The 13,988-nt window shown below is 67.8% G+C and carries 11 protein-coding genes; 5 read left to right on the top strand and 6 right to left on the bottom strand.

Annotated elements, in window-relative coordinates; genetic code table 11:
- Nucleotides 1–248 precede the first annotated feature (248 nt).
- Entirely contained in the window at nucleotides 249–1,526 is a 1,278-nt protein-coding gene (hisS, locus tag ON32_RS12980; protein WP_040791292.1) for a histidine--tRNA ligase, read from the top strand.
- A 41-nt stretch (nucleotides 1,527–1,567) separates the two neighbouring features.
- Complete coding sequence (locus tag ON32_RS12975; protein ID WP_051133180.1) at nucleotides 1,568–2,215, top strand: hypothetical protein; 648 nt, start codon at nucleotides 1,568–1,570, stop codon at nucleotides 2,213–2,215.
- 60 nt (nucleotides 2,216–2,275) lie between these two features.
- Here ON32_RS12975 and ON32_RS12970 read toward each other — a convergent pair whose 3' ends face one another.
- From ON32_RS12970 to ON32_RS12955, 4 genes are all read right to left on the bottom strand, one after another.
- A complete protein-coding gene (locus ON32_RS12970; protein ID WP_040791083.1) occupies nucleotides 2,276–3,367 on the bottom strand; it encodes a 2-oxoacid:ferredoxin oxidoreductase subunit beta in 1,092 nt (363 codons plus the stop codon).
- A complete protein-coding gene (locus ON32_RS12965) occupies nucleotides 3,364–5,346 on the bottom strand; it encodes a 2-oxoacid:acceptor oxidoreductase subunit alpha (RefSeq protein ID WP_217998053.1) in 1,983 nt (660 codons plus the stop codon). The genes ON32_RS12970 and ON32_RS12965 overlap by 4 nt, the downstream gene beginning before the upstream one ends.
- A gap of 191 nt (nucleotides 5,347–5,537) precedes the next feature.
- Nucleotides 5,538–6,554, bottom strand: coding sequence for an Rv2578c family radical SAM protein (locus ON32_RS12960; RefSeq protein WP_040791082.1), 1,017 nt, complete (start codon nucleotides 6,552–6,554; stop codon nucleotides 5,538–5,540).
- Nucleotides 6,555–6,585: 31 nt separating this feature from the next.
- Complete coding sequence (locus ON32_RS12955; protein WP_040791081.1) at nucleotides 6,586–7,587, bottom strand: NAD-dependent epimerase/dehydratase family protein; 1,002 nt, start codon at nucleotides 7,585–7,587, stop codon at nucleotides 6,586–6,588.
- Between the two features lie 199 nt (nucleotides 7,588–7,786).
- On the opposite strand from ON32_RS12955, the gene ON32_RS12950 reads away from it, so the two are divergent.
- Nucleotides 7,787–8,128 carry a type VII secretion target gene (locus tag ON32_RS12950; RefSeq protein WP_040791080.1) on the top strand — a complete coding sequence of 114 codons (342 nt, stop codon included), beginning with the start codon at nucleotides 7,787–7,789 and terminating at the stop codon, nucleotides 8,126–8,128.
- Nucleotides 8,125–9,780, top strand: a complete 1,656-nt coding sequence (locus ON32_RS12945; protein ID WP_040791079.1) for a hypothetical protein — start codon at nucleotides 8,125–8,127, stop codon at nucleotides 9,778–9,780. Before ON32_RS12950 ends, ON32_RS12945 begins: the two co-directional genes overlap by 4 nt.
- A gap of 92 nt (nucleotides 9,781–9,872) precedes the next feature.
- On the opposite strand, the gene ypfJ is transcribed toward ON32_RS12945, so the two are convergent.
- Nucleotides 9,873–10,793: a KPN_02809 family neutral zinc metallopeptidase gene (gene ypfJ / locus ON32_RS12940; protein WP_040791078.1), complete on the bottom strand. Its 921-nt coding sequence runs from the start codon at nucleotides 10,791–10,793 to the stop codon at nucleotides 9,873–9,875.
- A gap of 171 nt (nucleotides 10,794–10,964) precedes the next feature.
- On the opposite strand from ypfJ, the gene aspS reads away from it, so the two are divergent.
- On the top strand, nucleotides 10,965–12,791 hold the full coding sequence (gene aspS, locus ON32_RS12935; protein ID WP_051133222.1) for an aspartate--tRNA ligase: 1,827 nt from the start codon (nucleotides 10,965–10,967) through the stop codon (nucleotides 12,789–12,791).
- Between the two features lie 61 nt (nucleotides 12,792–12,852).
- Here aspS and ON32_RS12930 read toward each other — a convergent pair whose 3' ends face one another.
- Nucleotides 12,853–13,740, bottom strand: coding sequence for a DUF2189 domain-containing protein (locus ON32_RS12930; RefSeq protein ID WP_245551001.1), 888 nt, complete (start codon nucleotides 13,738–13,740; stop codon nucleotides 12,853–12,855).
- Nucleotides 13,741–13,988: the final 248 nt, after the last annotated feature.

Genomic DNA, 13,988 nt, shown 5'->3' with positions numbered 1-13,988 from the left:
CACGTTCCTCCCGTGCGGCGACCGGATATCGGGTCCGGTCGGACGCTCCTGGTCTGATACATCGGCTACAGCGTGTCCCCGGGTCTGCTCGGTGTCGCAACCGTGACCTACGGGACGTGCCCCAGAGTCTGCCATCTCCGCTCGGGCGCATCCCATCAGTTCCGCCGGGGCGGTCCGTGTCCGCCGCGCCCCCGCTTCGCGGTAACCGGTTGGACTTGATCGGGCACGGTGGGGGAAACTGGATCATCGTGACCAAGACCAGCAGCTTCTCCGCCCCGAAAGGCGTCCCGGACTACGTGCCGCCGGGCTCGGCCGAATTCGTCGCGGTTCGCGACGGACTGATCCGCGCCGCCCGACTCGCCGGGTACGGGCATATCGAGCTGCCGGTCTTCGAGGACACCGAACTGTTCGCCCGCGGTGTCGGTGAATCCACCGATGTGGTGAGCAAGGAGATGTTCACCTTCTCCGACCGTAGCGACCGCAGTGTCACCCTCCGTCCGGAGGGCACGGCCGGGGTGATGCGCGCGGTGATCGAACACGGACTCGATCGCGGACAGCTGCCGGTGAAACTTTGCTATGCCGGTCCGTTCTTCCGGTACGAACGCCCCCAGGCCGGGCGTTACCGCCAGTTGCAGCAGGTCGGCGTGGAGGCCATCGGTATCGACGACCCGGCGCTGGACGCCGAGGTCATCGCGGTCGCCGACGCCGGGTTCCGCGGCCTCGGTCTCACCGGTTTCCGGCTGGAGATCACCTCGCTCGGCGACGAGACCTGCCGTCCGCAGTACCGGGAACGACTCCAGGAATTCCTGTTCGGGCTACCACTCGACGCGGAGACCCGCCGACGGGCGCAGATCAATCCATTGCGGGTGCTCGACGACAAACGACCCGAGGTGCGGGAGATGACGGCCGAGGCGCCGCTCATGATCGACCACCTCTCCGATTCCGCCAAGGCCCACTTCGAGCAGGTACTGGCCCACCTCGATGCACTGGGCGTGCCGTATGCGGTGAACCCGCGGATGGTGCGGGGTCTGGACTACTACACCAAGACCACATTCGAATTCGTGCACGACGGCCTCGGTGCCCAGTCCGGTATCGGCGGCGGCGGCCGCTACGACGGTCTGATGGCCGAACTGGGTGGCCAGGCGCTGTCCGGTATCGGTTTCGGTCTCGGGGTGGACCGCACCGTTCTGGCATTGGCGGCCGAGGGTGTGACGGCGGGCGATTCGGCGCGTTGCGAGGTGTACGGGGTTCCGCTCGGTGATACCGCCAAACAGCGCCTGGTGGTGCTGGCTGCACAGTTGCGGGCGGCGGGTATCCGGGTGGACCTGGCCTATGGCGGACGCGGGGTGAAGGGCGCGATGAAGGCGGCCGACCGGTCGGGCGCCCGGTTCACGCTGGTCCTCGGCGATCGGGACCTGGCCGAGCACAGCATCGGCCTCAAGGACATGCGCACCGGACAGCAGCGTCAGATCCCGATCGACAGTACGGTCGGCACGATTGTCGCGGCGCTGGCGGACGACGAATAGTACGGTTCGGGGAAACCGTTCCCCGAACCGAATGCACCGTCGTGACAGCACCCACCCCAGGGTCTGAACCGGAACACCGGATCGGACTGGACCTGGTCGCCCCCGAGCTGTACGCCCCGGCGCTGCGCCGGCTGGCGCTGGCGGGCCTGGGAGTGGGTATCGGCGCGGCGCTGCTCGTGGGCATCGTGTCGGGATGGAGCCTCGGCATCCCGGTCGGCGTGGCGGTTGGGGCGCCGACGGCGGTCTACGCCCTGGCCCTGCGCCGGCGGCGGATCTGGCTGTCCGGAACCACCCTGCACGCCCGGACCTTGTTGCGGGAACGGGTGATCCCGATCGCCGAGGCCACCGGGGCGGAGATACTGGTCTACCCGGCGCGATTGAGCCGGATCGCGCTGCGGATCACCGCCGGCCCCGACAGCCAGATCGTTCCGCTGGCCATGTACACCGACGCGGGCAGCGGACGGGAACTGCATCTGCTCGGCCTACGCGCCCTGGCCGATGCGCTGACGGCGAGCCCGCTCGCCGCCGCGCTCGCGGTCGCCGAGATGCTGGTGGGTCAACTCCGCGCCGAGGCCCGGGACGCGGGGCTCGCCGAGCGACCGCTGTATCGGGCCGTCGTCCTGGTCCGTGACCGGGACTACATCTCTCCGGTTGTGCTGACCGACGCGGAGGTGGCCCGGCTGTCCTGAGCCGGGCCGGTGTGCGAGCACCGACCCGGTTACGGCCATACGTCGATGTCGGGGCGGTCGCTACCCGGTGACGGTCCAGGTTTCCGGCCCGGTGAGCAGCTGTTGCAGGGACCCCTCGGTGACGGGTTTCGTCTCGCGCGCGCTCGTGAGCTGAGCGCGAACGCCGTCGTCGTAGGTCGGGCGGTTCACCGCGCGGAATATGCCCGTGACCACGTGTGCGAGGTCCTGGTCGGAGAGCCGGGACAGCGCGTAGGCGTACTCCGGGTCGTCGGAGTGCGCGTCGTGCACGATGATCTCGTCCGCGGACACCTCGTCGGTGCGGGCGACGGTCAGTCCGAAGCCCTTGCGCACCACGGCGAACTCTCCGTCCGCGCCGAACCGCAGCGGTTCGCCGTGTCGCAGCCGGATCAGTCGCGATTCGCTGTCGCCGCGGCGCAGCACATCGAAGGAGCCGTCGTTGAAGATCGGGCAGTCCTGCAGAATCTCCACGAAGGAGGTGCCGCGGTGCTCGGCAGCCTCGCGCAGCACCTCGGTGAGGCCCTTGCGATCGGAGTCCAGGGCCCGGGCGGCGAAGGTCGCCTCGGCGCCCAATGCCACCGACAGGGTGTTGAACGGGTGATCCACCGACCCCATGGGCGTCGATTTGGTGACCTTGCCCGTTTCCGAGGTGGGGGAGTACTGGCCTTTGGTGAGCCCGTAGATCCGGTTGTTGAACAACAGGATCGTCATGTTCACATTGCGGCGCAGCGCGTGGATGAGATGGTTGCCGCCGATGGACAATGCGTCGCCGTCGCCGGTGACGACCCATACCGACAGGTCGGGGCGGGTGACCGCGAGTCCGGTGGCAATTGCCGGAGCGCGGCCGTGGATCGAATGGATCCCATAGGCGTCCAGGTAGTACGGGAAACGGCTCGAGCAGCCGATCCCGGACACGAACATGAGGTTTTCCCGGCGTAGTCCCAGGTCGGCCAGGAAACCGCGCACCGTGGCCAGGATGACGTAATCACCGCAGCCGGGGCACCAGCGCACCTCTTGGTCGGAGGTGAAGTCCTTGGCCTTCTGCGGCTCGTCCGCGGCCGGTACGCCCGAGGTCCCGGATACCGGCGTTATGCCCAGCTCGGTCCCGAGCAGCGAGGTTTCGATAATCGTCATCGGGAGCCCCCGTCCGTGCGATAGGTCGCCCGCGCCCTGGCGGCGAAGGCCTTGTCCTGTTCCAGTTCGGCGATCGAACCGTCCAGCGCCGCGTCGATCACGCCGACGAGCTCCTGGGCGGAGAACGCCGTACCCGCGACCTTCGTCCATGGCCGGACATCGACCAGGTACTTTGCGCGCAGCAGCATGGCCAGCTGACCGCCGTTCATCTCCGGCGCCACCACAGTGCGGTAGCGCCGCAGCACCTCGCCGAGATTCGGTGGTAGTGGATTCAGATGCCGCAGATGCAGCTGGGCGACCGGCACCCCGCGTCTGCGCACCCGGCGGCAGGCCTCGCCGATCGGTCCGTAGGAGCTGCCCCAGCCGATCAGCAGCACTTCGGCGGTGCCGTCCGGATCGTCGACCTCGGTCTCGGGCACCTCGATCGAGTCGATCTTGGCCTGGCGCAGGCGCACCATCAGATCGTGGTTGGCCGGGTCGTAGGAGATATCACCGCTGCCGTCGGCCTTCTCCAGCCCGCCGATCCGATGCGCGCGGCCCTTGGTGCCCGGAACGGCCAGTGGGCGGGCCAGGGTTTCCGGATCGCGGGCGTAGGGGCGGAACGAGCCGTCGTCGTCCTCGTCGGCGGGCGGTTCGAATCCGGGGTCGATCGGTTCCAGGTCCTCGACGCGAGGGATCGACCAGGGTTCCGATCCATTGGCTATGGCGCCGTCGGACAGCAGCAGCACCGGGGTGCGGTAGGTGAGCGCGATCCGGGCGGCCTCCACCGCGGTCGCGAAACAGTCGGCGGGCGAGCGCGGGGCGAGCACCGCCACCGGGCTCTCGCCATTGCGGCCGTACAGCGCCTGCAACAGGTCCGCCTGTTCGGTCTTGGTCGGGAGACCGGTGGACGGTCCACCGCGCTGCACATCGATGATCACCAGCGGCAGTTCGGTCATCACCGCCAACCCGATGGTCTCGCTCTTGAGGGCCAGGCCCGGCCCGGAGGTGCTGGTGACGCCCAGCGCTCCGCCGAGCGAGGCGCCCAGGGCGGCGCCGATACCGGCGATCTCGTCCTCGGCCTGGAAGGTGGTGACGCCGAAATTCTTGTGCTTGCTCAGCTCGTGCAGGATGTCGGAGGCCGGGGTGATGGGATAGGTGCCGAGGAACAACGGCAGCCCGGACAACGAGCTCGCGGTGATCAGGCCGTAGGCGAGCGCGGTATTGCCGGTGATCTGACGGTAGGTGCCCGGTGGCAGCGCGGCCGGGGCGATCGCGTAGGTGGTGGCGAAGCTCTCGGTGGTCTCGCCGTAGTTCCAACCCGCCCGGAAGGCGAGCACATTGGCCTCGGCGACCTCCGGGGTGGCGGCGAACTTCTCCCGCAGGAACCGCTCGGTGCCACCGATCGGCCGCCCGTACATCCAGGACAGCAGCCCGAGCGCGAACATGTTCTTGGCGCGCTGACCCGACTTCTTCCCGACACCGGTGGCCTCGGTGGCGGCGAGGGTCAGCGAGGTCATCGGCACTCGATGGACGACGAAATCGGCGAGGCTCTCGTCGGCGAGCGGATCGGAGGAATAGCCCACCTTGGTGAGGTTGCGGCCGGTGAACTCGTCGGTGTTGACGATGATCGTGCCGCCGCGCGGCAGATCGTCGATATTGGCCTTCAGCGCGGCCGGGTTCATCGCCACCAGCACATCGGGCTGGTCGCCGGCGGTGAGGATGTCGTGATCGGCGATCTGGATCTGGAACGAGGACACGCCGGGCAGCGTGCCTTGCGGGGCCCGGATCTCGGCCGGGAAGTTGGGTTGGGTGGCGAGATCGTTGCCGAAGGCCGCCGCCTCGTGGGTGAAGCGATCCCCGGTGAGCTGCATACCGTCACCCGAATCGCCCGCGAAGCGGATGACCACACGGTCCAGAGCCGCTGCGCCGCCGTCATTTCGAACAGCGGCGGCAGTGGTGCCGTCGGCGTGGTCGATATCGTTGTGCTGCGAAACCATACGCGTGCTTCACTTCCTCGTTGAAGAGCGCTGCCAGTGGCCAAAGTACTCCCCCGATGGGGCGGTGTGCCGGGTATGCGCGTGTCGGCATACGAGTTGCCGCTCACCTGCCCGTGCGCGCCGGATGACCGGGTGATTCGGTGGGTCTTCGGTGGGCCGGGGCCGGTCCGTGGAGCCGTCCGGGATCGAGGTCAGGAGAACAAGGGTAGTTGCGCTTCGGCCTGCGGTGCCGGTTCCGGCCTCGGCGGTTCCTCGTCCGGTTCCTCCCGGCACAGGCCGTGCTCGGCCAGTAGCGGATCGACCCGTTTCCGCAGCCAGGTCGCGTACTCCGGTGCGACCTGCCCTCCGGTGCGGTAGAGCTGTCGGTAGCGGCGCAGTAGTGCGGGGTGGGTTTCGCCCAGCCAGCCCAGGAACCAATCGCGGGTGCTGCCGCGCAGGTGCATCGGTAACACGATTGCCGACACCGCACCGGCCGCGGCGATCTCGTGGAACAGTGCGTCGAGTTGGTCGCGGCCGTCGGTGAGATAGGGGATGACCGGCGCCACCATCACGTTCACCGCGAAGCCCGCATCGGTGAGGGCGCGCACCAGGTCCAGTCGGGACCGGGGTGTGGGCGCGCCGGGTTCGAGGCCACGATGCGATTCCGCGTCGAGCATGGCCAGCGAGATGCCGATGTGTACCGGCACTTCTCGTGCCGCCAGGGTGAGTAGCGGTAGATCCCGTTGTAGCAGAGCGCCTTTGGTGAGGATCGAGAACGGAGTGCCGGAATCGGTGAGAGCTCGGATGATTCCGGGCATCAGCCGATACCGGCCCTCGGCCTGCTGGTAGGGATCGGTATCGGTGCCGAGCACCACCGGTTCCCGGTGCCAGGACCGTCGGGAGAGTTCGCGGCGCAGCACCGCGACGATATTGGTCTTCACCACGATCCGGCTGTCGAAATCCGTTCCGGCGTCGAGGTCCAGGGATTCGTGTGAGTCGCGGGCGAAACAGTAGCGGCAGGCATGGGAACAACCGCGCATCGGGTCGATCGTCCACCGAAACGGCGAATTCGCCTTCTCCGGAAGCCTGTTCAGCGCGCTCGTGCACAGCACTTCGTGAAAGGTGATGCCGGCGAATTCCGGTGTGCGTACGGTTCGGGTGAACATCGCCCGGTCGAGGCCGGGCAAAGCGCCGTCGTCGCCGTCCGGGGTCTGGCTCTGCCACCGCACTCGATCAGTCGAACACGCGTTCTATGGGCTGTCAACCCGCCGTGGCGGTATCGCTACGCGGTGTCGGCGATCCGGCGAAGAAGGCGACGAGATCGCGCAGTGTCTCGTCGAGCGGGCGCGGCCGGTAACCGAGTTCGCGAGTGGCCTTGCCGTGGTCGACCAAAGGGGCGGAGATCAGGGCGCCGAGCGTGGCCCGGGAGAACACATCGGTGCCCAGTCGGGCGCCGATCGGTTCCAGTACCGGCATGAGGCCGGAGATCAGGCGCGGTGGAATGGAGAATCGCGGACCCTTCTTCCCGGCGTGGGCGGCGGTGCGGCGGCACAGTTCCATCATCGAGATCATCTCGCCGCCGAGGAGGTAGTTCTCGCCGGTGCGGCCGTGTTCCCCGGCCAGGACGAGCCCGTGGGCGATATCGCGCACATCGACGAGGTCGAAACCGCCATCGATCATGGCGGGGATCCGGCCGCGGGCGGCATCGCGCAGATAGCGGTTGATCCGTGACAGCGGGGTGCCGTTGTCACGAGGGCCGAAGACGCCGGTGGGATTGCAGATCACCGCGTCCAGGCCGCGATCGATCACCGCGCGCAGTTCCTTTTCCCCGGCCCATTTGGAGCGGTCGTAGACCGGGAGGGTGGGATCGGTCGAGCGGCTCGACTCTTCATCGATTCGCCCACCGCAGCCGTACTGGTCGAAGGCGTGGATGGAACTGGCGTGGACGAGGCGGCGCACGCCTACCGCATGGGCGGCCTCGGCCACCACCCGGACTCCTTCGGTATTGATCCGCCAGGCCAGGTCGTTGCGTTCGGCCAGAGTGATCACGGCGACGAGGTGGTAGACGATTTCCGCGCCGTCCAGGGCCGAACGCATGGCGGTGGGGTCGAGGACATCGGCGGATACCCAGGTCACATTCGGTTTCGCGGGTCGGTGCGGGGTCAGGCGATCGATTGCCACCACCTCGTGACCGTGCTCGACCAGCAACGGGAGCAGGTTCGTACCGAGGTAGCCGGCTGCGCCGGTCACTGCGACCTTCATGAGGACGAGAATATAGAACCTGTTCTAAATTGCAACACGTTCTAGTTGATGGGCGGGCGATCGCTCGTGAACGGTCGTGCCGGTGGGCTATATTCGGGTCGCAGCCGTAAAGATGCGGCAGGGCAGGCGGTATGGCACAACGGCAACCGCTCCTGCGTGCGGAGACACACAGTTCACGACGACCGTTGGGGGGAGCTCGATGAGTGATCTCTCGGTAGAGACCGAGGCGCTGCGTGCGTTCGGCGCCACCAATGCCGGGATCGCCGGTGATATCGCGGGGGCGGGCAATTTCGACGCGGTGGCCAATGTCGCCGCGTTGACACCGGTGTTCGGACTGATCGGCGCCGACTATCTGGCCATGTTCGCCGCGGCGCAGGTGCTCCAGGCCCGCGATATCAACGATCTGTCGGCCAAGTATCAACAGCTGTCGCAGGCGGCGTTCGGCTCCGCCGCCAACTACGACGGCACCGATCTGGGCAATGCCGGCTCGCTCGGAGCCGCGGTCGCCGATATCGCCGGCGGGATCGGCGGTGCCCTATGAGACCGCTGGATTCCGCCGCGACCTCCGGGGTCATCGAATCCCGGCTCGAACGGATCACCGGCTCTTCGATGGGCGAGGGCGCGGTGGCTCCGGCCGGTGATCACACGGCCGCCGCCCAGGCGATGATGCCCGATCCGGCACTGGCGATACAGAATCTCGCGCTACCGCAGCTTCCCGAAGACCTGCCGCCGATCGAGCCGCCGGAATTCCTGCTGTCCCGCAAGATCGTCGAGGACACACCCGCGGCGACCGGTTCCCCGCTCGGCGGTCTGCCCGGTCTGTCCGGATCCGCCGGGTCCGAGACGCCGGACGCGCAGGACATCCTGTCCGGTGCGGTGGAGCAGGCCGCGGAGCTCGCCGGGGACGCGACCGCCGTGATCGGCCAGATCTCGGCACCCGCCGGTGAAATCGCCGAGGGCGTGCTCGGCCAGGCGCAGGGTCTGCTCGGCAACGCTCCGGCCGCCGCCGCGGCAGCGGCATCTGCCGCATCCGGCGCGACCACGGCGCCCGCCGCGCTTCCGGCGCTGCCGGAAGATCCGGTGGGGGCGCTGCTCGGCGGCGCGGCGCTGTCCGGGCTGCCGGGGGTGGATGTGCTGTTCAAACCGATTCTCGATCTGCTGAACAGCTTCGGCACCGGGGTTATCGGCGCTCTGGATCCGACCGCGATCCTGAACCAATCGTCCCAGATCATCGAAATGGCCATGAGCGTCGGCAAGAGCAGTCTGGCCGCTCTCGGCCAGGTGTGGGAGAGCGAGGCCGCGAATACCGCGCAGACCGCCGGACAGGAGGCCCACGCCGCCGGTCTGGAGACCAGCCAGCGCGGAATCGATATCTCCGCGCTCACCCAGAGCGCGGCCGCGGTGGTGCAGCAGGGCAATGCGCAGCTGACCGCCATCGCATCGTCGTTCGCCACCCAGGCCGTGGCGCTGTCACCGGTGATCCTGACCCCGCCCGCGCAGACCGCATTGATCGCCTCGGCCACCGAACATCTCGGCCAGGCCGTGGGGGTGGTCAATCTCACTCGTGGTGATCTGGCCGGTAAGACGGCGGAACTGAACGGGCTGGTGAGTCAGTTGCTCGGCCCCCAGGCTCCGCAGGCCGCGGAGGCCGCCCAAGCCGTCGCGCAGAACATCGGCGAACCGATCCTGTCGCAGGCCAAGGAGGTCATGACCTCGGCGGCCGGGCTGGAATCCCCGCTCACCTCCTCCCTCGGAACTCCCTCGACCACCACGGCCGGACTGAGTACCGGCACACCGGGCTCGCCCGGCGGTCCGGGCTCACTGGGGGCGCTGGGCGTTCCCGGTAGTCCGGGGCGCGTCGGTGGTATTCCGAGCGTGCCCGGTACGCCGTCCACCCCCGGCACATCCGGGAACCCGATGGCGCCGGGTGTGTTGCGCCCGGGAATGACCGCCGGGCTGCCCGGTACGCCCTCGACCACCCCGGCGTCGAGTTCGTTCATGGGCGGCCCGGGTGCCGCGGCGGCCGGGCAGCGCTCCAACGACGAGGAACATTCACGCACCGTCGAGGCGTATCGGAGCCGCACCGGCGACGACGATCTCACCGGACCGCTCGGAGAATCCACACCGCAGGTCATCGGCGGTATGGACCTCGATGCGGACGACGATTACACCCAGGACCAATTCCAGTACTAGCGCGGACGCGGCCCGAGGGTGCCGAAACGAATCGCGGCCCGCTCCGAGATCGGAGAGCGGGCCGCGTTCGGTGTCGGGTCGGTCACATGTCTTCAGCGCAGTGCGGGGGGATTGTTCAGGTCCCGGGCGGAGTAGGTATCGCACGCGGCCACCCGGCCACTCCGGTATCCGGCGAGGAACCAGCGTTGGCGCTGCTGAGACGAGCCGTGCGTCCAGGCCTCCGGGTTGACCCGGCCCTGTGCTGCGCGTTGGATGCGGTCGTCGCCGACCGCCGAGGCGGCCGAGAGGGCATCCTGGATATCGGTATCGCTCAGCGGCTGCAGGAACGGCTGGGCCCCGCCCGGCGCCGGGGTTTTGTCGGCATAGTGGGCCCAGATGCCCGCATAACAGTCGGCCTGTAGTTCGGTGCGCACGGCGCCGGATTCCGCGCCTCGTGGATCGCGCTGCGCCCGGCCGATATCGCCGAGTTGGGTCTGTAGATGATGACCGACCTCGTGCGCGACCACGTATTCCTGCGCCAGCGGTCCGCCACTGGAACCGAATCGATCCACCAGTTCCTGGAAGAAACTCACATCGAAATAGGCGGTGCTGTCGGCCGGGCAGTAGAACGGGCCGACATCGCTGGTGGCGTTTCCACAACCGGTGGCGACGGCACCGGAGAACAGCCGCAGCTTCGGCGGGACGTAGTTCACTCTCGTCTGCTTCGGTAGCTCTTCCGCCCAGACGGCATCCAGACTCTGTGCGGTGAGCACCACCCGGCAGTCCACGTATCGGTTGGCGTCCGCACCGGTCCGGCAGTGTTCCGGGGTGCCCTGCGTCCCGGACTCGATCTGCTGGTCCTGGGTGCCGGTGAACTGGCCGAGCACCGACGCGGGATCTCCGCCCATCAACAGTGTGATCACCAGGAGGATCAGACCACCCGCGCCGCCACCCAATGCCAGTTTGCCGCCCATACCCGGTCCGCCGGACGAGGCGCGGTTCGGGTCGATCTGCAAACCCTCGTTGAAGGTCATGCCGAAACTCTATCCATGACGTGTCCGGCGAGCCACGACCCGTCCGGGGGCGCCTCGGCACGGTCGGTATGGTCCGAACGGATATCGGTTTCCGCCCGGACGGCGCGTCTCACTACGATGGCATCCGACCCGGAAGGCCGTTCCGGTGCCACATCCGTCGAAAGGAATCCCGTGCTGCGCACCCACTTGGCCGGTTCGCTGCGAAGCGAACACGTCGGTCAGACCGTCACCCTTTCCGGTTGGGTGGCTCGGCGGCGTGACCACGGTGGCGTGATCTTCATCGATCTGCGCGATGCCTCGGGCGTGGCGCAGGCCGTATTCCGGGAGGGCGCGGCCGCCGAACAGGCGCATCGGCTGCGCGCGGAATACTGTGTGCGCGTCGTCGGGGTGGTCGAGCAGCGTCCCGCGGGCAACGAGAACCCGGAGCTGCCGACCGGCGCCGTCGAGGTGAACGTGCAGGAACTGGAGGTGCTCAACGAGAGCGCGCCGCTGCCGTTCCAGCTCGACGACGAGCCCGGTGAAGAGGCCCGTCTCAAACACCGCTACCTGGATCTGCGTCGAGAAGGACCCGCGCATGCGATCCGGCTGCGCTCGAAGGTGAACGCCGCCGCCCGCGCCGTGTTGGCCCGACACGAGTTCGTCGAGGTGGAGACCCCGACGCTCACCCGGTCCACCCCGGAGGGCGCCCGCGACTTCCTGGTTCCGGCGCGTTTGCAGCCGGGGAATTTCTATGCGCTGCCGCAGAGCCCGCAGCTGTTCAAACAGCTACTGATGGTCGGTGGTATCGAGCGCTACTTCCAGATCGCGCGGTGCTACCGCGACGAGGACTTCCGCGCCGACCGGCAGCCGGAGTTCACCCAGCTCGACATCGAGATGAGTTTCGTTCGCCAGGAGGATGTGATCCTGCTGGCCGAGGAGATCCTCGTCGCGCTGTGGGAACTCATCGGATACCAAATCCCCACTCCGATTCCGCATATGACCTACGCCGAGGCCATGCGGCGTTTCGGCACCGACAAGCCGGATCTGCGTTTCGGGTTGGAGATCACCGAATGCACCGAATTCTTCGCCAACACCCCGTTCCGGGTGTTCCAGGCCCCCTATGTGGGCGCGGTCGTCATGCCCGGTGGTGCGAGCCAGCCGCGGCGGCAACTCGATGCCTGGCAGGAATGGGCGAAACAACGCGGCGCCAAGGGGCTGGCCTATGTACTGGTCGGTGAGGACGGGACCCTGAGCGGCCCGGTCGCCAAGAACATCAACGACGCCGAACGCGACGGGCTGGCCGCGCATGTCGGGGCGAAGCCGGGTGACTGCGTGTTCTTCGCCGCCGGTGCGCCCAAGGCGCAGCGCGCGCTGTTGGGTGCGGCGCGGGTGGAGATCGCCCGGCGGGTGGGACTGATCGACGAGAAGGCGTGGTCGTTCGTGTGGATCGTGGACGCGCCGTTGTTCGAACCGGCCGAGGACGCCACCGCGAGCGGCGATGTGGCCCTGGGGTATTCGGCGTGGACCGCGGTGCACCACGCCTTCACCTCACCGAAACCGGAGTCCATGGACACCTTCGACACCGATCCCGGTTCGGCGCTCGCCTACGCCTACGACATCGTCTGTAACGGCAACGAAATCGGTGGCGGCAGTATCCGCATCCACCGCCGTGATGTGCAGGAACGCGTTTTCAAGGTGATGGGTATCAGCCCCGAGGAGGCGCAGGAACAGTTCGGTTTCCTGTTGGACGCCTTCGCCTTCGGCGCACCTCCGCACGGCGGTATCGCCTTCGGCTGGGACCGTATCACCGCCCTGCTCGCCGGAATGGATTCGATCCGAGAGGTGATCGCGTTCCCGAAGACGGGCGGTGGTGTCGACCCGCTCACCGACGCGCCGGCGCCGATCACCGAGCAACAGCGTAAGGAATCGGGTTTGGATGCCAAACCCCAGTCCAATGGTGTGGCCGCCAAGGCCGTGGCCCATGGTGCCGCTTCCGGTGGCGCCGGGGTGCGGCCCTGACCGATCCCGTGTTTCGGCGCCCGAAACTCATGCCCTCGCCGCAGGCGTTTCGGGCGCCGAATCAGATCTCCGCGACCGCGCCACCGGTGATCTCGCGGTAGGCGTAGGTCACCGCGACCGCCGAAACCGGGCCGGCGATCAACAGTCCGAAACCGCACAACAGGGTGCCGAGGAGGGTCACCACGACCACCGCCAGCACCAGAAGCAGGACCGGCCCGATATTTCCCAGTACCAGCATGACGCTCGATTTGATCGCCGCGAACGGACCGTGGCCCTGATCTATGGCGAAATGCAGGGAGAACATACAGCCGATTCCGACGGCGATACCGGGTAGCAGACAAACCGCCGAGGCGAGCAGGGTCGCCATGAACGCCAGCAGCGCCGTCAACAGAATGGGTACGAGCGAACCCAGATAGAAGTAGGAGCCGAAAGTCGGTCGATACCCGTCGGTTTCGTACAGCGCGCCGCGAACCAGTGCCGCCTGCACCACCCACAGGGCACCCATCACGGCGAAGAACAACAGCAGCAGCGCCATCATCGACGTGGGTTCGAAGATCTGTACGAAGACCAGGAACACCAGGTAGATGAGCACCCCCAGCGAGGTCACCGCGAGCCATGGTCCCGGATTGCGGCGGAATGTCTCCCAGCCGTAGCTCAGGGCGTGACCGACATCCAGCGGACGCGGGATACCGCTGCCCATCGGATACCCGTAGGCGGGCTGCGGGGTCGTCGGACCTGCGGTATCGGCGGGCCCGTAGGTCGGCCCGCCGGGAAACGCACCGGTCGGTTGCTGTCCGACGGCCTCGGCCGGCCCGTACGGTCGGGTGCCGGGCGCGTCCGGCGGGAAATGGCCGCCCCCCTGCGGGTTTCCGGGCGGTGGGTTGTGCGGGTACGCGCCGGGATCGGATTTCCGGAGGTCCGGAGCTCCCTCCGGTACGGTAGGCGGCATAGATGCGGCCCCGGGGGGAGGCGCGTTGTGTCCGGGGTGCGCGGGGTTCGCACCGGCCTCGGGTCCGGTGCCGCCCATAGGGCTGCTGCCCGACTTCGGTGATCCGGCGCTGTCCGGTGCGGAATGCGGTGAGTCGGTCACGGCGGCAGACCCTTCCCTCAACTGGTATGCGGTGCGGCACACCGCAGTTGGCGACGAGAAAACCCGACAGGATGCAATCGTGTCAAGGCGAGTAGCATCATGTTCGC

The organism is Nocardia paucivorans NBRC 100373, assembly GCF_000308675.1.
GTDB classification, from domain to species: domain Bacteria; phylum Actinomycetota; class Actinomycetes; order Mycobacteriales; family Mycobacteriaceae; genus Nocardia; species Nocardia paucivorans.
This window is presented reverse-complemented; position numbering and strand designations above follow the sequence as displayed.